The sequence below is a fragment of the Hydrogenibacillus sp. N12 genome, from assembly GCF_019645935.1.
GTDB lineage: Bacteria > Bacillota > Bacilli > Thermicanales > DSM-22653 > Hydrogenibacillus > Hydrogenibacillus schlegelii.
Genome location: NZ_CP080953.1, coordinates 1399332 through 1419378, shown reverse-complemented (window position 1 = coordinate 1419378; position 20047 = coordinate 1399332). Strand labels below are relative to the sequence as shown.

At 70.2% G+C, this 20047-nt stretch carries 17 protein-coding genes and 1 pseudogene; 17 read left to right on the top strand and 1 reads right to left on the bottom strand.

Annotation, left to right across the window (positions count from 1 at the left end):
* Window positions 1-27 precede the first annotated feature (27 nt).
* From K2M58_RS06655 to K2M58_RS06595, 13 genes are all read left to right on the top strand, one after another.
* Window positions 28-900: a bifunctional 5,10-methylenetetrahydrofolate dehydrogenase/5,10-methenyltetrahydrofolate cyclohydrolase gene (locus tag K2M58_RS06655; RefSeq protein ID WP_220676910.1), complete on the top strand. Its 873-nt coding sequence runs from the start codon at window positions 28-30 to the stop codon at window positions 898-900.
* On the top strand, window positions 884-2314 hold the full coding sequence (gene xseA / locus K2M58_RS06650) for an exodeoxyribonuclease VII large subunit (protein ID WP_220676909.1): 1431 nt from the start codon (window positions 884-886) through the stop codon (window positions 2312-2314). The genes K2M58_RS06655 and xseA overlap by 17 nt, the downstream gene beginning before the upstream one ends.
* On the top strand, window positions 2263-2604 hold the full coding sequence (gene xseB, locus K2M58_RS06645) for an exodeoxyribonuclease VII small subunit (protein WP_322787500.1): 342 nt from the start codon (window positions 2263-2265) through the stop codon (window positions 2602-2604). Before xseA ends, xseB begins: the two co-directional genes overlap by 52 nt.
* Window positions 2601-3542: a polyprenyl synthetase family protein gene (locus K2M58_RS06640; protein WP_220676908.1), complete on the top strand. Its 942-nt coding sequence runs from the start codon at window positions 2601-2603 to the stop codon at window positions 3540-3542. The genes xseB and K2M58_RS06640 overlap by 4 nt, the downstream gene beginning before the upstream one ends.
* A 31-nt stretch (window positions 3543-3573) precedes the next feature.
* On the top strand, window positions 3574-5487 hold the full coding sequence (gene dxs / locus K2M58_RS06635) for a 1-deoxy-D-xylulose-5-phosphate synthase (protein ID WP_220676907.1): 1914 nt from the start codon (window positions 3574-3576) through the stop codon (window positions 5485-5487).
* A complete protein-coding gene (locus K2M58_RS06630; RefSeq protein ID WP_220676906.1) occupies window positions 5484-6371 on the top strand; it encodes a TlyA family RNA methyltransferase in 888 nt (295 codons plus the stop codon). The genes dxs and K2M58_RS06630 overlap by 4 nt, the downstream gene beginning before the upstream one ends.
* Window positions 6361-6834 carry an arginine repressor gene (argR, locus tag K2M58_RS06625; protein WP_252393399.1) on the top strand — a complete coding sequence of 158 codons (474 nt, stop codon included), beginning with the start codon at window positions 6361-6363 and terminating at the stop codon, window positions 6832-6834. The genes K2M58_RS06630 and argR overlap by 11 nt, the downstream gene beginning before the upstream one ends.
* Before the next feature lie 222 nt (window positions 6835-7056).
* Entirely contained in the window at window positions 7057-8796 is a 1740-nt protein-coding gene (locus K2M58_RS06620; RefSeq protein WP_220676904.1) for a DNA repair protein RecN, read from the top strand.
* Between the two features lie 89 nt (window positions 8797-8885).
* Entirely contained in the window at window positions 8886-10184 is a 1299-nt protein-coding gene (spoIVB, locus tag K2M58_RS06615; protein WP_220676903.1) for a SpoIVB peptidase, read from the top strand.
* A 229-nt stretch (window positions 10185-10413) separates the two neighbouring features.
* Complete coding sequence (spo0A, locus tag K2M58_RS06610; RefSeq protein ID WP_156423561.1) at window positions 10414-11289, top strand: sporulation transcription factor Spo0A; 876 nt, start codon at window positions 10414-10416, stop codon at window positions 11287-11289.
* A 225-nt stretch (window positions 11290-11514) separates the two neighbouring features.
* On the top strand, window positions 11515-12639 hold the full coding sequence (steA, locus tag K2M58_RS06605; protein WP_220676902.1) for a putative cytokinetic ring protein SteA: 1125 nt from the start codon (window positions 11515-11517) through the stop codon (window positions 12637-12639).
* On the top strand, window positions 12636-13358 hold the full coding sequence (locus K2M58_RS06600; RefSeq protein WP_220676901.1) for a glycosyltransferase family 2 protein: 723 nt from the start codon (window positions 12636-12638) through the stop codon (window positions 13356-13358). Before steA ends, K2M58_RS06600 begins: the two co-directional genes overlap by 4 nt.
* Window positions 13351-14175 (top strand): hypothetical protein, encoded by an 825-nt coding sequence (locus K2M58_RS06595; protein WP_220676900.1) that lies wholly within the window; start codon window positions 13351-13353, stop codon window positions 14173-14175. Before K2M58_RS06600 ends, K2M58_RS06595 begins: the two co-directional genes overlap by 8 nt.
* Before the next feature lie 216 nt (window positions 14176-14391).
* Here K2M58_RS06595 and K2M58_RS06590 read toward each other — a convergent pair whose 3' ends face one another.
* Complete coding sequence (locus tag K2M58_RS06590; protein ID WP_252393398.1) at window positions 14392-14742, bottom strand: DUF2627 family protein; 351 nt, start codon at window positions 14740-14742, stop codon at window positions 14392-14394.
* Between the two features lie 378 nt (window positions 14743-15120).
* Between K2M58_RS06590 and K2M58_RS06585 the strand changes: the two are divergent.
* From K2M58_RS06585 to K2M58_RS06570, 4 genes and pseudogenes are all read left to right on the top strand, one after another.
* A pseudogene (locus K2M58_RS06585) lies at window positions 15121-16229 on the top strand (Glu/Leu/Phe/Val dehydrogenase).
* Between the two features lie 162 nt (window positions 16230-16391).
* Window positions 16392-17828 (top strand): dihydrolipoyl dehydrogenase, encoded by a 1437-nt coding sequence (gene lpdA, locus K2M58_RS06580; protein WP_220676898.1) that lies wholly within the window; start codon window positions 16392-16394, stop codon window positions 17826-17828.
* 135 nt (window positions 17829-17963) lie between these two features.
* Complete coding sequence (locus K2M58_RS06575; RefSeq protein ID WP_082718115.1) at window positions 17964-19058, top strand: thiamine pyrophosphate-dependent dehydrogenase E1 component subunit alpha; 1095 nt, start codon at window positions 17964-17966, stop codon at window positions 19056-19058.
* Window positions 19048-20034, top strand: a complete 987-nt coding sequence (locus tag K2M58_RS06570) for an alpha-ketoacid dehydrogenase subunit beta (RefSeq protein WP_220676897.1) — start codon at window positions 19048-19050, stop codon at window positions 20032-20034. Before K2M58_RS06575 ends, K2M58_RS06570 begins: the two co-directional genes overlap by 11 nt.
* Window positions 20035-20047 lie beyond the last annotated feature (13 nt).

Sequence of the window (20047 nt, the reverse complement as noted above, 5' to 3'; positions counted from 1 at the left end):
ACAGACGGGGACGAAGGAGTCGGTGTGATGGGGGCGCGGACGATCGACGGACGGGCAGTCGCCGAGCGGGTGATGGAGGAGCTCCGGCAAGAAGTGGCGGCGCTTCGGGCCGGCGGGGTGTGGCCGCATCTTACGGTCGTCCTCGTCGGAGATGATCCGGCGTCGGCGACGTACGTCCGGTCGAAGGCCAAAAAGGCGGAAGCCGTCGGCATGCGCTCGACGGTCGTTCGCCTGCCGGCCGAGGTCGCCGAGGCGGAGCTCGTCGCCCGCGTCCGGGCGCTCAGCGACGATCCGGACGTCGACGGCGTGATCGTTCAGCTGCCGCTTCCGCCGCATATCGATGAGGCGGCGGTCATCGAAGCGATCGACCCGGCCAAAGACGTCGACGGTTTTACGCCGGAAAACGCCGGGCGGCTGTTCCGCGGCGACGCGTCGGGCCTTGTGCCGTGCACGCCGAAGGGGATCGTCGCCCTTCTCGACGCGTACGACATCCCGATCGCCGGGCGGCATGCGGTCGTCGTCGGCCGGAGCAACATCGTCGGTCGGCCGGCGGCGCAGCTTCTTCTGATGCGGGATGCGGCGGTCACGATGCTTCATTCCCGGAGCGGACCGATCGGGCGGTTCACCCGGGAAGCGGACATCGTCGTCGTCGCCGTGGGGAAGAAGCATTTCTTCGGGCCGGAGTTCGTCAAGCCCGGGGCGGTGGTGATCGACGTCGGCATCCACCGGGACGAGGCCGGCCACCTCGTCGGCGACGTTCACCCGGCGGTGGCGGAAGTGGCGGAGTGGCTCACGCCGGTTCCGGGGGGCGTCGGGCCGATGACGGTGGCGATGCTCCTCAAGAATACCGTTTTGGCGGCCCGGCGCCGGCGGGGGTGGCGCGATGTGGCCGGTGCATGAGCCCGACCTCGGCCGGTCGGCGGAAGGGGCGCTTACGGTGACGGCCTTAAACCGCCTGGTGAAGGCGCATCTTGCCCGGGAGGCGATGTTCCGGGACGTCTGGGTCCGAGGGGAGATTTCGAACTTCAAGCATCATCCCCGGGGCCACATGTATTTTTCGCTGAAGGATGAGACGTCCCGGCTTCAGGCGGTCATGTTTGCCAGCGCGAACCGCGCCCTCCGTTTCCGGCCGGAGGACGGGCTTCGGGTCATCGCCCGGGGCGATGTCGACGTCTTCGAGCGGGACGGCGTCTATCAGCTGTACGTCAAGGAGATGCAGCCGGACGGGATCGGAAACCTGTACCTCGCCTTCGAGCAGCTCAAGGAAAAGCTCCGGCGGGAAGGGCTTTTCGACCGGAAACGGCCGATTCCCCGCTTTCCGGAGCGGGTCGCCGTCATCACGTCGACGAGCGGCGCGGCGATCCGGGACATTCTGACGACGCTCGGCCGCCGCTTCCCCGCGGCGAACGTCGTCATCATCCCGGCGCAGGTGCAGGGCCTCGAGGCGCCGGCGTCGCTCGTGGCGGCCTTGGACCGGCTTCGGGCGCTCGTCCCGCCGCCGGATGTGGCGATCGTCGCTCGGGGAGGCGGATCGATCGAGGAGCTCTGGGCGTTTAACGACGAGGCGGTCGCCCGGGCGATCTTCGCCTCACCGGTGCCGATCATAAGCGGCGTCGGCCATGAGACGGACACGACGATCGCCGATTTCGTCGCCGATCTCCGGGCGCCAACGCCGACCGGTGCCGCCGAGCGGGCGGTGCCGGATCGGCGGGAGCTCAGAAAGCTCCTTGCGGAACTTCGCCGGCGGATGGAAGGGCGCCTCGTCGACCGGGTCCGTCGGGGCCGGGAGCGGCTTCAGGCGGTCCTCGATCGGGCGATCTGGCAGGCGCCGGAGCGGCTGATCCGCCCCCATGAGGAGCGACTGGACCGAGCGACGGAACGCCTCGTGGGGGCGATGGAACGGATGCTCGAACGGCGCCGGGCCCGCCTCGAGGCCGTGCGCGGTCGCCTCGGCGATGTCCGGCGGCTGGAAGCCGAGGTCATCCGGGCCAGGCGGCGGTTCGACGAGGTCCGCCGGCGGCTTGGACGGGCGATGCTGGAGGCGCTACGTCGGCACCGCATCGTCCTCGCCCAGTGGGCCGCCCGCCTTGAGGCGGCGGGGCCGCTGGCCCCCCTGCGCCGGGGTTATGCCCTCGTCGAGGGCCCGGACGGGCGGCTGGTGAAACGGGCGGCGTCCCTCGCGCCGGGGGAGGGGCTCCGCCTTCGTTTTGAAGACGGCGTGGCGATCGTGACGGTTTGGGACATCCGGGAGGAGGCGTGGTCGTGGGAGACGAGATCCGAGCGGAGGCCGGCGGACGGGCGCCGGAAGGGCTGAGGTCGGAAAACGGGGATCCGGGCGCCGGGCGGCCGGCGGAGGGGCTTTCGCCGGAAGAGATTCAGGCGCTCGGCTTTGAAGCGGCCCTGGAACGACTGGAAGACGTCGTCCGCCGCCTCGAGTCCGGCGATGTGCCGCTGGAGGTGGCGATCGACCTGTACCGGGAAGGGGTGCTCCTTGCCCGCCGGTGCGACGAGCTCCTCACCGCCGTCGAGCAGAAGGTGACGGTGCTCCTGGAAGAGGCGCCGGGGCTCTGGGTGGAGCGGCCCTTTGGAGGCGCCGAACGATGACGCCCGAAGGAGCGGGGATCCCGGAGGGGCTTCCGGAGGAACGGACGCCGGACGCGTTCTGGGCCAGACAGCGGCCGCGCCTTGAGGCGTTCGAGGCGGCCCTTTCGGACTATCTTCCGCCGGAGGCGCCGGAGGCGCTCCGGGAGGCGATGGCGTATTCGCTTCTCGGCGGCGGCAAGCGCCTCCGGCCGGCGCTCGTGTTTGCGACGCTGGAAAGCCTCGGCACGCCGCATCAAAAAGGGTTTCCCCTGGCGGCGGCGATCGAGATGGTGCACACGTACTCGCTCATCCACGACGATCTTCCGGCGATGGACGACGACGACCTCCGGCGGGGGCGGCCGACGAACCACCGCGTCTTCGGGGAGGCGATGGCCATCCTCGCCGGGGACGGGCTGCAGGCGCTCGCGTTCGGGACGCTCGTCCGGCTGGCGGCGGACGGCGTCCCGCCGGGGGTGGTCGTGCGGCTTGTCGCGGAACTGGCGGAGGCGGCCGGGCCGGTCGGGATGGTCGGCGGCCAGGCGCTCGATCTTGCCTACACCGGTGGGGGGCGCCGGGTCGATCTCGCCGCCCTGGAGGCGATGCACCGGATGAAAACGGGGGCCCTCATCCGCTTTTCGGTCGTCGGGGCGGCGATCCTTGCCGGCGCCGGGGAAAAGACGCTCGCGGCGCTTTCGGCGTACGGCCGGGCGATCGGCTTGGCTTTTCAGGTTCAGGATGATATTTTAGATGTAACCGGCGACGCCGCGGCGCTCGGGAAGACGCCGCATCGGGATGAGGCCCTCGGCAAGGCGACGTACCCGGCCCTTCTCGGCCTGGAGGAAAGCCGTCGCCTTCGGGATCGGCTGATCGGCGAGGCGGCGGAGGCGCTCCGGACGGCGGGGCTGGAACGATCGGAGCTTCGGGCGCTGGCGGAGTTCATCGCCGCCCGAGACCGGTAGTCGCCCGGTCGAACACACGGGAGGGGTCGGCGTGCTCGAGACCATCCGCGACCCGGCGGACCTCCGGGCGCTTTCCATCGACGAACTGGAACGCCTGGCGGCGGAAATCCGGACGTTTCTCATCACGACGCTCGCCCAGACGGGCGGACACCTCGCGCCGAACCTCGGCGTCGTGGAGCTCACGCTGGCGCTTCACCGGGTGTTCCGCTCCCCGGAGGACCGGCTCATCTGGGACATCGGCCACCAGGGCTATGTGCATAAGATCGTCACCGGGCGCCGGGAGCGCTTTCGCACGCTCCGGCAGTACGGCGGGCTGTCGGGTTTTTTGAAGCGGTCGGAGTCCCCGCACGACGTCTGGGAAGCGGGGCACGCGTCGACGTCGCTTTCGGCGGCCCACGGGATGGCCGTCGCCCGGGACCTCCGGGGCGAGCGGCACCACGTCGTCGCCGTCATCGGCGACGGGGCGCTCACCGGCGGCATGGCGTATGAAGCGCTCAACAACCTCGGCCATGAAAAGCGCCGGGTGATCGTCGTCTTAAACGACAACGAGATGAGCATCTCGCCGAACGTCGGGGCGATCCACCACTACCTCACCCGCATCCGGACGGGGGAGCGCTACCGGCGGGCGAAGGGCGAGGTGGAACACCTCCTCCGGCGGATTCCGAAGGTCGGCGACGGCCTCTTTAAGACGGCGGAACGGCTCAAAGAGGCCCTCAAGCAGTTTTTCGTCCCCGGGATGTGGTTTGAGGAGCTCGGGTTTACGTATCTCGGGCCGGTGGACGGCCACGACCTCGCCGCCCTGGAGGCGACGCTGGAACAGGCGAAGAAGGTCGACGGGCCGGTCCTCGTTCATGTGCTGACGAAAAAGGGGAAGGGCTACCCGGCGGCGGAAAACGATGCCGACGCCTACCACGGCACCGGCCCGTACAAGATCGAGACGGGCGAGATGATCAAGGTCGTCGGGCCGCCGAGCTATGCGTCGGTCTTCGCCCGCACCCTGATCCGCCTGGCGGAAGCGGAGCCTCGGCTTTGCGTCATCACGCCGGCGATGATTTCGGGCTCGGGGCTCCGGCCGTTTTTCGAGCGGTTTCCGGAGCGGAGTTTCGACGTCGGCATCGCCGAGCAGCACGCGGTGACGATGGCCGCGGGGCTTGCCGCCGACGGGATGAAGCCGGTCGTCTCGATTTATTCGACGTTTTTGCAGCGGTCGGTGGACCAGGTGATCCACGACGTGGCGCTGCAGAAACTCGGCGTCGTCTTCGCCGTCGACCGGGCGGGCCTCGTCGGCCAGGACGGGGAGACGCACCAGGGGGTGTTCGACATCCCGATCGTCTCGGCGGTTCCCCATGCGGTCATCGCGGCGCCGAAGGACGAAAATGAGCTGCAGCATCTTTTGTACACCGCCGTCGTGACCGACGGGGTGCCGTTTTTCGTCCGCTACCCCCGGGGGCAGGGCGTCGGCGTCGCCCTCGACGACGCCTTCCGCCGCATCCCGATCGGATCGTGGGAGGTGCTGGAGGAGGGCCGGGATCTCGCCCTCCTCGCCGTCGGGCCGAACATGGTCCGGCTGGCCCAGGCGGTGGCCGATCGCCTGATCCGCCAAGGCCTCCGGGCGGCGGTCATCAATGCCCGCTTCGTCAAGCCCCTCGACGAGGCGCTCCTTCGGGAGCTGTTTGCCGGCGTGCCGCTCATCGCGACGCTCGAGGAGTCAGCTTTGATCGGCGGCTTCGGCGAGCGGGTCGTCGCCCGCTACCACGACTGGCTCGAGGAGACGGAGGCGCGGCCCGGCGTCCGCTTCCTCCGCTTCGGACTTCCGGACCGGTTCATCCCGCACGGGAGCGTCGAAGCGCTGCTTCAGGCGGTCGGCCTCGAGCCGGAGACGGTGGCGGAGCGCATTCGGCGGGCCCTCGCCCGGCCGGTCGGAAAGGCCAGGCGGCTTTCGTGACGGAGAAGGCCAAAGAGCGCCTCGACGTCCTCCTCGTGCGGCGGGGCTTTTTTTCCAGCCGGGAGCAGGCCCGCCGGGCGATCATGGCCGGCGAGGTTCTCGTCGGCGACCGGGTGGCGGACAAACCGGGGGAGAAGGTGCCGCCGGAGGCGCCGATTCGCCTTCGGGGGGAGCGGCCGCGATACGTCAGCCGCGGCGGACTGAAGCTCGAGGCGGCCCTTCGGGCGTTCGGCGTCGACCTTCGGGGCCGGCGGGTGCTCGATGCCGGCGCTTCGACCGGCGGGTTTACCGATTGCGCGCTTCAGCACGGCGCCGCCCAGGTGATCGCCGTCGACGTCGGCTACGGACAGCTCGCCTGGTCGCTCCGGACGGACCCGCGGGTGGTCGTCCTCGAGCGGACGAACGTCCGCCACCTCGCCCTCGATCGGCTTCCCGACGGGGCGCCGGTGGACGTGGTGACGGCCGATCTTTCGTTCATTTCCCTCGCCCTTGTCTTTCCGGCCCTGGCGGCGGTGCTTCGGGAAGGGGGCGATCTCATCGCCCTCGTCAAGCCGCCCTTTGAGGCGGGGCCGGAGCGGGTGGAAAAAGGCGGCCTCGTCCGGGACCCGGCGGTGCACGCCGACGTCCTGGCCGGCGTCGTCCGGGCGGCAGAGGCGAGCGGCCTCTTTCCGAAAGGCGTGATCCCGTCGCCGATCCGGGGCGGCGACGGAAACATCGAGTTTTTGCTGTGGGCGCAAAAAGGAGTGCCCCCGGGCCGCGTCGACGCGCCCGCGATTCGGGCGGCGGTCGAGGCGGCGCACCGGGAAGGGGATGAGCCGCTTTCTCAGAGGGCAAAGGGGCCGGCGCCCGGAAGAGGGTCGAAAGGGGATCGCGGTGAAGGGTAAGGAGGCGCGCCTCGTCCGGATCAAGGCGCTCGTCTCGGAACGGGTCATCGAGACGCAGGAAGAGCTCGTCGAACTGTTGCGACGGGAAGGCTTTCGGGTGACGCAGGCGACCGTCTCGCGGGACATCAAGGCGCTGGGCCTCGTCAAGGTGCCGACGCCGGAGGGGAGGTACCGCTACGCCCTTTCGGGCGCCGACCGAAGGAGCGCGAGCGCCGACAAACTCCGGCGGCTCATGCTGGAGGCGTTTCTGACCGTAGAGCCGGCGGAAAATTTGCTCGTTTTGAAAACGCTCCCGGGGAACGCCAACGCCTTTGGCGCCGTCATCGACGACCTCGGCCATCCGGAGCTCGTCGGGACGGTCTGCGGCGACGACACGTGCCTCCTCGTCTGCCGGAGCGCCGCCGGCGCCCTGGAGGTGCGGCGTTGGCTGCTTTCGTTCGGGGCTCCGGAAGTCGGGCGCTGAGGCGGAGAAGGGAAAAGAACCGTTCTTCGGTCGACCTCAGGCCAGCCGCGGGCTTGCCACCGGTAGAGCGACCAGACCGGCGGTCGGCCTCAGGCCAGGTCTTTTCGGGAAGGTGCGTCGGGAAAGCCGCCGGGCGACGGAGCTGAAACAAGCCGTCGGCCGAGACGGCCGGCGGGCCTGTGGCGGGTCCGAGAGGCGGAGGCGGGGAAAAGGAGGGGGAAGGTGCTGATCACGCTTTCGGTGGAAAACGTGGCGGTGTTTCCCCGGGCGAAGGTCGAGTGGGCCCCGGGGATGAACGTCCTCACCGGGGAGTCCGGCGCCGGCAAGTCGCTCCTCCTCGAGGCCCTCGCCCTCCTGGTCGGAGAGCGGGCCCGGGAGGACGTCGTCCGCCGCGGCGCCCGGGCGGCGGTCGTCGAGGGACGGTGGCTCGTGGCGACGGAGGCGTCGGTGGCCGAGGCGCTTCAGGCGGTCGGGGCGCCGTTTGACGCGGAGGACGGCCTCATCGTCATCCGGCGGGAGATCGTCCCCGGCGGTCGAAGCACCGTCCGCCTAAACGGCGCCCTCGTGCCGCTTTCGGCCCTCCGGGCCATCGCGCCGCACCTCATCGTCTGGCATCGGCAGCATGATGAGCTCTGGATCGCCGAGCCGAACCGCCTTCGGACCTGGATCGACGCCCTGGGGGGGCAAGCGGTCGCGGAAGCCCGGGCACGGTACCGCGCCGCGTACGAGCGGTACCGGGAGGCGTACGTCGCCGCCGCCCGGGCGGACGCCCGGCGGGCGGAAGCCCGCGCCCGGCGGGAAGCGTACGAAGAGGCGCTCGCCGACATTCGGGCCGTTCGGCCGAAGGCGGGGGAAGATGCGGCCCTGTGGGAGCGGCGCAACCGCCTGCTTTTCGCGGAGCGCATCCGCAGCGCCCTCGCCCGGGCTTACCGGGCCCTTTCGGACGAGCACCGGGCGCTCGATCTGCTCCGGGTCGCCGAGGCGGCGCTCCGGGAGCTCGAGGAGGCCGACCCGGCGCTCGCCGCCTATGGCGCGAAGATTGCGGAGCTCCGGGTTCAGCTGGAGGAAATCGCCGCCGCCCTCGTCGATGCCGGAGAGGCGCTGGAGGCGGAAGGACCGGAGATGCTTCAGGCCGTCGAGGAGCGGCTGGAGGCCCTGGAGCGGCTGAAAAAACGTTACGGCGGGTCGCTGGAGGCGGTCCTTCGGACCGCGGAGGAAGCGGAAGCGGCGCTTTCGGCGCTGGACGATGAAGAAGCCGCCCGGGAGGCGGAACAAAAGGCGCTGGCGGCGTTCCGGGATGCGTGGCTCAAGGCCGGGGCGGCGCTTTTTCGGGCCCGGGAGGAGGCCCGGGCGCTTCTCGAGGCGAAGGCGACCGCCGTCGTCCGGACGCTGGAGCTTCCGGCCGCCCGCCTGATCGTCCGCCTCGACCCCGTGCGGCCGGAAGGGGCATTTCCCGACCCGTCCGGATGGGCCGACGGGCTCGAGGCGCCGGAGCTTTTGTTTCAGCCGCACCCCGGCGATCCGCCGCGGCCGCTTCACAAGGCGGCCTCCGGCGGGGAGCTTTCGCGGGTGGCGCTGGCCCTTTTTGCCGCGCTGGCGGAGGTGCTTCCGCCGGCGACGTTCATCTTCGACGAAATCGACACCGGCGTCGGCGGCTCCGCCGGCGAGGCGATCGGCGAGGCGATGGCCCGCCTCGCGCTCCGGCACCAGGTGATCGCCGTCACCCACCTCGCTCAGGTGGCCGCCTTTGCGGATGCCCATTTTCGGTTGTCCAAACGCGTCACCGGCGAGGGGGCGGCCTCGGCGATCGAACGCCTCGCGCCGGCGGAGGCGGATCAGGAGCTCGCCCGGCTCATCTCAGGAGAAGTCGTCACCGAGGCCGCCTTGCGCCACGCGGCGTTCCTTCGGCGCCAGGCGGAGGAGAAAAAAGCCGCTCTTCTCTCCGGCGCCCCCGAGCGGTAAGGTTTTGCGGGTATACCCGATGTGGCCGAGGGCAAGATTATGAGTACCGCGCGAGCGGGGGCGTCCGAGGAGAGAAGGAGTGTGGAGCCGTGCAGAGAGATGGCCGGTGGCGGCCGAACCGCGTCCTCGTGGGCGTTTTTGTTCTGCTCATCCTCGTCCAGACTCCGCTCTTCGCCCCTTATTTTACCCTCGCGCCGGAAAAACGCCTCTTCGCCGGCACGCCGTTTTCCCTCCCGCTTCCGCCGCTCTTTCGCCTCGCCTCCAGCGACCCGTCCGTCATCGACGTCTTCGGCGACGCCGCCCTCGAGCCCCGCGCCGCCGGGAAGGCGACGGTGGACGTGCGCCTCGGCGCGCTCCCCGTCGCCCGGATGAACGTCCGGGTGTTCCCGGAGCTTCGGGTCTATCCCGGCGGGCAGTCGATCGGCGTGAAACTGAAGACCGACGGCGTCCTGGTCGTCGGCTACAAAAAGATCGTCACCGCCGACGGCCGGGGCGTTTCACCGGCGGAGGACGCGGCGATTCGCGTCGGCGATCGGATCAAAAAGGTCGACGGAAAGCCGCTCAAAGACGCCGGGGAACTCGGGCACCTCATCGAAGCCGCCGGCCGGGCCGGCCGGCCGATGACCGTCGAGCTGGCCCGGGGAGAAGACGTCCTCACCGTGACCGTCCGGCCGCTTCTCGACCCCGAGGACAATAGCTACAAGCTGGGGCTCTTCGTGCGGGATTCGGCCGCCGGCGTCGGAACGCTCACGTTCTACGATCCCAACACGCGCATCTACGGCGCCCTCGGCCACGTCATCAGCGACCTCGACACCCGGCGGCCGATCGCCGCCGGCGGCGGCGTCATCCTGCCGTCGACGGTGAGCGACGTCGACCGGGGATGGCCGGGGCGTCCGGGAGCGATCCGGGCGATCTTTCCCGAGGAAGGGAAAAAGATCGGCGACATCGAGAAAAACACGCCCTTCGGGATCTTCGGCCGCCTTACGGCCGTACCGACGCACCCGCTCTTTCGGGACCCGCTGCCGGTCGCGCCGGCGGACGAGGTCCACCCCGGTCCGGCGAAGATCCTCACCGTCGTCGAGGGGGACCGGATCGAGGCGTACGACATCGAGATCGAAAGCGTCTTTCGTCAGGATGCCCCGTCGACAAAGAGCATGATCATCCGCGTGACCGATCCCCGGCTGCTTGAAAAAACCGGCGGCATCGTCCAGGGCATGTCCGGAAGCCCCATCCTGCAGGACGACCGGCTGGCCGGCGCCGTCACCCACGTCTTCGTCTCCGATTCCGCCCGCGGATACGGCGTTTTCATCGAATGGATGCTTCGGATGACGGACCTCATCCCGGAAGTCGAGACCGCCCCCGAAGAAAGCCCGGCTCGGGCCGCCTGAGGCTGAGCCGGGCTTTTCGTTCATTTTCGCTCTTATTCGTTCTTACGCGGAGGGGCGCCGCGGCGCCGATCGACAGCGATCGGCGCCGGAGCGCTCATGTTGTCGAAATACGTCGTTCATGGATAAAGTTTTGTAAAGGGAATGACGTCGGAAGGATTTTGCGCTTCCCTGTCGAATAACTTTCGACGTGTGGGCCCGGCGACGGCGCCGAATCATGACGGGCGGAGGGATCGGCGTGATTGAAGTGATGATCGTCGACGACAACCGGGAGCTGACCCGGCAGATCATCGAGGTGCTCGAGGCGGAGGAAGACATCTCGGTTGTGGCCGTCGCCCACGACGGCCAGACGGCCCTGGAGCTCCTCGACCAGCATACGCCGGACGTTCTCCTCTTAGACGTCATCATGCCGATGCGGGACGGCATCGATGTGCTGGAAGCCCTCGCTCAGGACGGGCGCCTGAACGGCGAGATGAAGGTGATCATGCTTTCGGCCTTCGGCCAGGAGGAGATGGCCCGGCGGGCGACCCGTTACGGCGTGGCGTATTACATGATGAAACCGTTTGATTTCGCGGCGCTCCTCCGGCGGGTTCGGGAGGCGGTCGGCGCCCCCGCCGAAGACCGGCCTCCGAACGCCGTTCGGCGGAAGGACGGCGAATCCGCTTCGTTCCGCCCCGGGCTCCGGTCGAGCGAACGGGCGGTGCCGACCGGGCCGTCGGCGGAGGCCGAACGGGAGCGGGCGCTTTTGGAAGCGAAGATCAGCACGCTTTTGCACGAAATCGGGGTACCGGCCCACATCAAAGGGTACCAGTATCTGCGGGAAGCGATCCGGATGGTCTACGACGACATCGAGCTCCTCGGCGCGATCACCAAGACGCTCTATCCGTCCATCGCCGAGCGTTTCAAAACGACGCCAAGCCGCGTCGAGCGGGCGATCCGCCACGCCATCGAGGTCGCCTGGCAGCGGGGAAACGTCGAGGCGATCAACCGGACGTTCGGCTACACGGTGAGCCACGCCAAGGACAAACCGACGAACAGCGAATTCATCGCCATGCTGGCGGACAAACTCCGCCTCGAGGCTCGCGTGGCGAGCTCGTCGGGGGCTTAACAAAAGTCGCACCGACCCCACAGCGCCGGCGCCGAAAGGCGCTTCGGCGGCTGGGGGCGGACCCGATCGAGGCTGGAATCCAACACGGGGGAGGGGAGCGCTTTTTCGCCGGCCGGGGGCGTGTCGGCGGCGGCGAATGGGAACGGGCCGTTCGGGGCAGACTGATCTGAGAGAATAAGCGCGGAGCACGGGCGGCCCTTCGGCGCCGCGGAAGGACGTCAGCCTTTGAAAACGGACCGCATTCGCTTGCCGGCGGCGTTCGACCGCCGGACCAAGCGCCTCCTTCACCATCTCCGGCCCGGATGGGCCGCCGTCGTCGATCACCGGGGGATCGATCGGACGAGCGCCCTCGCGCTGATCGAGCGCCGGGCCGGCGCCGTCGTCAATTTTCAGCCGAGCGCCCCGCCGGAGGGCCCGGCGTTCGGCGCGGCGCTCCTCTTGGCGGCCGGGATTCCGCTCTTTGACGTGCTGCCCGGCGAAGATCGGACGGCCGCCTATCGGACCGTCCTGGCGGCGGAAGCCGGACGCCGGCGCCTCACCTTTTTCTTTCATCCCCGGCAATCGGTGCAAAATGCGTCGCTCGGGTCGGCGCCCGTCCGCCTCCGGGCCGTCGGCGCCGCCGACGTCGTCCGGGCCGTTTGCCGGGACGCGGAGGCGTTTCCCGGGCGTTTTCTCGCCTTCGTGCAAAATACCGCCGAGCGGATGCGGAAAGAAGCCGCCCTCTTTTTAACGCCGCTTGAGGTTCCGGAGCTCCGGGCGGCGTCCGGGCGGGTCGCGGTTGTCGTCGCCCGCAGCCCCGGCGCTCCGGAAGCCCTCCGGCGCCTTCTCCCGGTCGTGGCGGCGTTTGCCGGGAAGGCGCCGCCGTATTGGGCGGCCGTCGACGGCGGCGCCGATCATCTGCTTCGGCTCGACCTCCCGATCGACCTCCTCGTCGGCGACATGGACAGCGTCGGCGCGTCGGCCCTTCGGGTCGCCGCGCTCAGGATCGTCCACGCCTATCCGGACGGCCGGGCGCCCGGCGAACGGCGCCTCAGGGCGCTCGGCCTGTCCTACCGCGTCGTGCCGTCGCCGGGGACGAGCGAAGATCTGGCCGTCCGGCTCGTCGCCGACGGCGGTGCCCGGTTGATTCTCCTTTTCGGCAACGGAGCGGATTTTCTCGCGGCGCGGGAGCGAGGAAGGGCCGGGGTGGCCGGGGCCCTGTTGGTGCGGCTTTTGTACGGGGATCGGATCGTCGACTTGAGCGCCGCCGGGACGGGCTTCGTCCTGTCGGCCCTCGCCGACCGGTCCGGCCGGGCGACTGAAGCGGCGGATTCGCCGCCTGCGTCGGGGCGGAGGGGCGGCGCGTGGTGAGCGTCATCGTCCCGGCGTACAACGCCGGGGACCGGCTCTACGCGACCCTTCGCGGCCTCGCCGCGCGGCCGTTTTGGGAGGAGCTGATCGTCGTCGATGACGGCAGCCGGCCGCCGGTGAGCCCGGAGGCGATCGCGGCCGCGGCGTTCCGGCAAGGCAGCCGGGCGGGGTCGTCCGTGCGCCTCGTTCGCCTTCCGGTCAACCGGGGCAAAGGGCGGGCGCTCATGACCGGCATCCTGGAAAGCCGGGGCGCGTGGATCGTCCTTTTGGACGCGGACCTCGGCGAAAGTGCGGCCCTCGCCGAGGCCCTCGTCCGCCCGCTCCTGGCTCGGGAGGCGGAGCACGTCGTCGCCGTCCTGCCGCCGGCGCCGGGGGACGGTTTTGGCTGGCTGCGGCGGTTTTCGGCCCGGGCCGTCTGGCGGCGGACGGGCGTCTGGCTTAAGGCGCCCCTGTCCGGCCAGCGGGCGATCGCCGGCGCCCCTCTTCGCCGCTGGGCCCCGGCCCTTGACGTCGGCTACGGCGCCGAGACGATGCTGAACCTCCTGAGTCTCCGGGACGGCATCGTGCCGCTGGAGGTGCCCCTTCCGTTCGATCATCGCCGCCTGGGCCGCACGCCGGCGGCTATGTGGCACCGGGCGCGACAGGCCCGGGATGTCCTTCGGGCGCTTTGGGCATACGACCGTCGGGTCCGTCGAAGCGGAGGGTGGGGCGATGGGTGAGGTGCTTTTCGGCCTCTTCCGAAGCGGGCTGGAAGCGCTCACCGCGGGCGTGGCGGCGGCGGGGATGGCGGCGGCCTACGGCCGGCTGGCCGTCCGGTTCGGGTGGGTCAAGCCGAACGCCGACGGCCGCCCGGTGCCGGCCGGGACGGGCCTCGCCCTCGCCCTCGGGTGGGGAGCCGCCCTCGTCGCCGACCACGCGCTTTTGCCCGATCCGGCCGACCGGCCGAAGGCGCCGGCGGTGGCGGCGGGGCTTTTGGCGGTGGCCGCCACCGGCTGGGTCGACGACGCCTTCGGCACGACGGCCGTTCGGGGGATCCTGGGCCACCTCCGGGCGATACGGCGGACGCTCCGGCCGACGACCGGCGGGCTCAGGCTCGTCGTCTATCCCGTCGCCGGCGCCCTGGGGGCCGCCGCTTCCGGCGCTCCGCCGGCCTGGGGGGCGCTTCTTTTTTCCACGCTGGCCCACGGCCTCAACCTGCTCGACAAACGGCCGCTCCGGGCCCTCAAAGCGTTCGCCCTCGTCGCCCTCCCCGCCTTTTCTTTCGGGGGGCCGCCGGCCGGAGCGGCGTTTTTCGGCGGGCTCGTCCCGCTCCTTTCGGCCGACCGACGGAAGACGGCCCTCTTCGGCGAAGCGGGTGTCGCGACCCTCGCGTGGGCGCTTTTTTTCCCCCTTCTTCAGGCGCCGCCGGCCGTCGCCGGCGGCGTGTGGGCCGTCTTCGCCGGCCTGGCGGCGCTCGCCGAACGGACGTCTCTTTCCGCCCGGATCGAGCGCTCCCGCCGGCTGAGCGCCCTCGACCGGCTGGGCGTGCGGCCGTGAACGGCGACCTTCGGCCCGGGCCTTTCCCCCCTTGAAAGGGTCGACCGCCGGATTTCGGCGAAACGGGCGCCCGGAGGCAAGCTTCGGCGCAGAAGCTTGAGCGACGTGAACTCTGGAAACGGACGTGGGCCGAGCGAGCCCCGACGGAACGAGCCCGGCGGAACGGGCCCGACGGAACGGCTTCCCAAGGCACGAGCGCCGGCGTGCCCCGCTCCATCAGGGGCGGGGCGTTTTCGTGGGGAAAGAACGCGCTCCCGCCCTGCGGGTCGAGGCATCGGCGCCGCGGGCGTTCCGGGAGCGCATTTTCTTACGGTACCACTTCAGAAAACGGGGCTGCAGGTAGTTTCGCTTGGCATCCCGATAGAAAATCAGTCCGCCGAGAAACGCGAGGCCGCCGAAGAACAGGACCAGGCCGCCGGCGACCCGGGCCCAGCTGACGCCGGTGCCGGCGAGGCTCGAGAAGAAGGCCTCTTTCAGCCATTCGATGCCGAGGGCGGTGGCCAGGCCGACGGCGGCGAGGAGGAGAAGGGCGAGCGAGCGGCGAATGAGAAAGCGAGCGCGGTCCACCGTGATTCCTCCCCGGGATGCGTCGGTTGTTCTCTGGGTTTCATGGTAACAAAAAACCCCGACGGAATCGAACCCGCATCGCTCCATCCCCCCCTTCATCCCCCCGCTATCCCTCCCCATCACCGTAAAAACGTGTATTTCTCGCGCTTTACACGGAAGTGTTCTTGATATAAGCTAAAGGTAAGCGCTTACAGTATTTGCCCAATGGACAGTCGGAGCGGAGCCCCTTTACCGCCGCCCTTCGTTCGGCGACAATGGAGGAAGCACATCGCTTCGCGGCGGGCGCGGGCAGGGCGGCGGGTCCGTCGGCCGGCGCCCGGGATCGGGGGGGAAGTCGAAGCGGCGGAGAGGATGATGGGAGAAAGGAGCGACGCGCCGGTGAAGGTGCTGGAGCAGATGCAAAAGGATGATTACGAGCAGGTCGTCTTCGTTCAGGACCGGGGAAGCGGCCTTCGGGCGATCATCGCCATACACGACACGACCCTCGGTCCGGCGCTGGGCGGGGTGCGGATGTGGCCGTATGCATCGGAAGAGGAAGCCCTCCGGGACGTCCTCCGCCTCGCCCGGGGCATGACGTTCAAAAGCGCCGCCGCCGGCCTCGACGTAGGCGGCGGCAAGGCGGTCATCCTGGGCGATCCGAAGCGGGACAAGAGCGAGGCGCTCTTTCGGGCTTTCGGCCGGGCGGTCCACGCCCTCGGCGGCCGCTACATCACCGCCGAGGACGTCGGGACGACCGTCGAGGACCTGGAACACGTCTTCAAAGAGACGCCTTACGTCACCGGCATTTCCTCGGCGTTCGGATCGAGCGGGAATCCGGCGCCGGTGACCGCCTTCGGCGTCTTTCAGGGGATGCGGGCGGCCGCGGAGGCGGTCTTCGGTTCGGATGACCTCCGGGGCCGGACGGTCGCCCTGCAGGGCGCCGGCCAGGTGGCGTATCACCTCGCCCGACATCTCGCCGAAGCGGGGGCCCGGCTCATCGTCACCGATCTCGACCCGGAAAAGGCCGGCCGTATCGCCCGGGAATTCGGCGCCGAGACGGTTCCGCCGGACGCGATCTACGACGTGGAGGCGGACATTTTTTCGCCGAACGCCTTGGGCGGCGTGCTGAACGACGAGACGATCCCGCGGCTTCGGGTGCGCCTCGTCGCCGGGGCGGCGAACAACCAGCTCGAAAGCCCCACCACGCCCGGGCGCTCAAAGCGCGGGGGATCCTCTACGCGCCCGATTTCATCATCAACGCCGGCGGGGTGATCAACGTCGCCGACGAGCTTTCCGGCTACGATCGGGAGCGGGTGATGCGGCGGGTGACCGCCCTGTACGACCGCGTGAAGGCGGTGATCGCCTATGCCGAAGCGGCGGGGGTCTCGACCCACGAGGCGGCGGAAGCCCTGGCTCTCCGGCGGATCGAGACGGTCCGGTCCCTCAAACACCGGCTGACGCTCCCGGAGCGCCGCCTCGACGTGCTTCGCTCGGGACGCCGGGGCTGAAGGGATCGGGCGGCATACGCCGTCGGGGCGCCCCTTTTTCCAACCCGACGGTACGACGGCCATGAAGGAAGTCCCGGCGACCGCGGAACGGCAACCGAGCGACGAAAGCAGCGGGACGAAAGCGAGTCTAGGCCATCCAGCGACGGCAAGGGAGGCGCACCGGTGACCGAGAGAGAGGAGTTCGACGTTTTGTTTTTGGGCGGCGGCCCGGCGGGGTACGTCGGCGCTCTGTATGCGGCCAAGCTCGGCCTTCGGGTCGCCGTCGTCGAGCGGGATCGCCTCGGCGGGACGTGCCTGCATCGCGGCTGCATCCCGACGAAAGCGTTGCTCCAGACGGCCGCGCTGTATCGCGCGATTCGGGAGGCGGGTCCCCGGGCGGGGGTGACGGCCGACGGCGTCCGCTTTGACGCGGCGGCCGCGCATCGGGCCAAGGGAGAGGCCGTCCTGAGGCTGGAACAGGGGATCCAGCACCTGTTCAAAAGGGCCCGCATCGAGGTCTTCCGCGGGACGGGCCGTCTGCTCGGGCCGTCGATCTTCGCCCCGGCGGGAGCGGTCGGCGTCCGCGGAGAAGGCGGGGAGGACGTCGTCCTCACGCCGAAGGCCGTCGTCATCGCGACCGGGTCCCGGCCGAAGGCGCTTCCAGGGCTTCCCCCGGACGGACGGCGGATCGTGACGAGCGACGAGGCGCTCACGCTCGAGGAGGTGCCCCGTTCGGCCGTCATCGTCGGCGGCGGAGCGATCGGCGTGGAGTGGGCGAGCCTCTGGCGGGATCTCGGGGCGGCGGTGACGGTCGTCGAAGCGGCGGAGACGCTCCTTCCGGGTGAAGATGCGGCGATCGGCCGGGAGCTTGCCCGCCAGTTCAAAAAGCGCGGCATTCGGGTCCTGACCGGCGCGACGGTCGACGTCGACGGGACGGAATCTCTTCCGGACGGAGTCCGGGTTCGCGTCCGGCCGGTCCACGGCGCCGGAGACGGGAACGTCCTCGCGGCGGACGTCGTCCTCGTCGCCGTCGGCCGGGCACCGAACGTCGAAGACCTCGGCCTTGAGGCGGCCGGCGTCCGGCTTGAAAACGGGTTCATCGCCACCGGGCCGCATTACGAGACGACGGCCCCTTCCCTCTACGCCGCCGGCGATGTGATCGGCCCGCCGATGCTGGCGCACTATGCCCAGGCGGTCGCGCGGCGGGTGATCGATCACCTGGCCGGGCGGGGCGGCGGACGCCTCGATCCCCGCCTCGTTCCCCGGGCGGTTTACGGTTTTCCCGAGGTCGCGGCGGTCGGCCTGACGGAAGCGGCGGCCCGGGCCGAGGGACGGGACGTCGCCGTCGGGACGTTTCCGTTTCGCGGCATCGGCAAAGCGGTCATCGAAGGCGAGGTCGACGGGTTCGTGAAGATCGTCGCCGACCGTTCGACGCGGGATGTGCTCGGCGTGCACATCATCGGGCCGCGGGCGACGGAGCTCATCGGGGAAGGGGCTCTCGCGCTCCTCATGGAGGCGGCCGTCGACGAGCTCGGGGAGGCGATCCGGCCGCACCCGACGCTTTCGGAGGCGCTCCTCGAGACGGCGCTCGCGGTCGACGGCCTGGCGATCCACGCTTGATCGGCGCCCGACGGATGGCGTCGCCGGGCCGGGTGCCGGCCGGCGGCCGGCAACGCCGCCGGACCGGATGGCGGCCGGCGGCGCCGGGCGACGACGAAAAGCCTTGTCGGAACGGACCGACGAAGGAGGGAGACGATGGATCACCGCGCGGCCGGCCTGACGGACGCCGAGGCGATTCGGATGTACCGGACGATGCTCCTCGCTCGGCGGCTCGACGAGCGGCAGTGGCTCCTCAACCGGGCGGGGAAACTCCCCTTCGTCATCTCCTGTCAGGGGCACGAGGCGGCGCAGGTCGGCGCCGGTTTTGCTCTGAAGCCCGGCGTCGACTTCGTCCTGCCGTATTACCGGGACCTCGCCCTCGTGCTCGCCCTCGGGGTGACGTCGGAGGCGGTGATGCTCGCGGCGTTTGCCCGGGCCGACGATCCGGCGAGCGGCGGCCGGCAGATGCCGAACCATTTCAGCGACCGGCGGCTCCGCATCTTCACCCAGTCGAGCCCGACGGGGACGCAGATTCCCCACGCCGTCGGCTTCGCCTGGGCCGCCCGCTATACGGGCGAGCCGTTCGTCGCTTTCGTGAGCTTCGGTGACGGCACGTCGAACCAGGGCGACTTTCACGAAGGCTTGAACTTCGCCGGCGTCTTTAGGCTTCCGGTGATCGCCTTCGTGGAAAACAACCGTTACGCCATCTCGGTGCCGCTGGAGCGGCAGATCGCTTCACCGGACGTCGCCAGCCGGGCCCAAAGCTACGGCATGGCGGGGGTGAAGGTCGACGGACGGGATCCGTTTGCCGTCTACCGGGTCGTCCGGGAGGCGCGGGAACGGGCGCTGGCCGGGGAAGGCGGGACGCTGATCGAGGCGGACGTGATGCGGCTTACGCCGCACTCGAGCGACGACGACGACCGGACGTACCGGAGCCGGGAGGAGGTCGAAGCGCTCCGGCAGGCCGATCCGGTCGCCCGGGTGCGGGCCTACCTGCTGGAACAGGCGCTCCTCGACGCGGCGGCGCTCGAGGCGCTCGAGGCGGAGGTCGCCGCAGAGGTCGATCGGGCGACGGCGGCGGCGGAGGCGGCGCCCCTTCCCGATCCGGCGACAGCGATGCGGCACGTCTACGCCGAGGCGCCGGAGAGGCCGGGGGCGTCGACCGACCGGTGGGGCGGCGCCGGCGGGAAGGGGCCGGAAGGGTGGACGGAACCGGCGCCGGCCGGGGGAGGGACGGACGGTGGCCGTTAAGACGTACATCGAGGCGATCCGGGAGGCGCTCTGGCAGGCGATGGAGCGGGATCCCGGGGTGTTCGTTCTCGGGGAGGACGTCGGCCGGCGGGGCGGGGTGTTTCGGGCGACGGCGGGCCTCCTGGAACGGTTCGGGGAGCGGCGGGTCGTCGATACGCCCCTCGCCGAGTCGGCGATCGTCGGCGTCGCCATCGGGGCGGCCGCCTACGGGCTCCGGCCGGTGGCGGAGATTCAGTTTGCCGACTTTATCTACCCGGCGACGAACCAGATCGTGAACGAGGCGGCGAAGATCCGCTACCGGTCCAACGGCGCCTGGAGCGTGCCCCTCGTCATCCGGGCCCCGTACGGAGGCGGCGTCCACGGGGCGCTGTACCATTCGCAAAGCGTCGAAAAGGCGTTTACCGGCCATCCCGGGCTTCGGGTGGTGACGCCGTCCAACCCGTACGACGCCAAAGGGCTTTTGCTGGCGGCGATCTTTTCCGACGATCCGGTGCTTTTCCTCGAGCACAAAAAGCTCTACCGGCTGGCCAAGGGGGAGGTGCCGGATGACTTTTACACCGTGCCGCTCGATCGGGCCCGGACGGTGCGGGAAGGCGACGACGTGACGGTGATCGCCTACGGCCTCATGGTGCCGTACGCCCTCGAGGCGGCGGAGCGGCTCGCCCGGGAGGAGGGAATCGAAGCGACGGTGCTCGACCTCGTCACGCTTTATCCGCTGGATCGGGCGGCGATCGTCGAGGCCGCCCGGCGGACGGGCAAGGTGCTGATCGTCCACGAGGACAACGGCGAAGGGGGCGTCGGCGGCGAGGTCGCGGCGGTGATCGCCGAAACGGCGCTTTTCGATCTCGACGCGCCGATCCGGCGCCTCACGGGCCCCGACGTGCCGGCGATGCCGTACAGCCCGCCGCTCGAGGCGTGGTTCATGCCGTCCGTCGAGCGGATCGCCGCGGCGATGCGTGAGCTGGCCCGCTTCTAGGGCCGTCCGGCGG

Bases quoted from the DNA above. Each gene is read 5' to 3' on its own strand.
- xseA (WP_220676909.1), top strand. From the start codon at position 884: ATGTGGCCGGTGCATGAGCCCGACCTCGGCCGGTCGGCGGAAGGGGCG.
- K2M58_RS06575 (WP_082718115.1), top strand. From the start codon at position 17,964: ATGGATCACCGCGCGGCCGGCCTGACGGACGCCGAGGCGATTCGGATG.
- K2M58_RS06595 (WP_220676900.1), top strand. From the start codon at position 13,351: ATGGGTGAGGTGCTTTTCGGCCTCTTCCGAAGCGGGCTGGAAGCGCTC.
- K2M58_RS06640 (WP_220676908.1), top strand. From the start codon at position 2,601: ATGACGCCCGAAGGAGCGGGGATCCCGGAGGGGCTTCCGGAGGAACGG.
- K2M58_RS06655 (WP_220676910.1), top strand. From the start codon at position 28: ATGGGGGCGCGGACGATCGACGGACGGGCAGTCGCCGAGCGGGTGATG.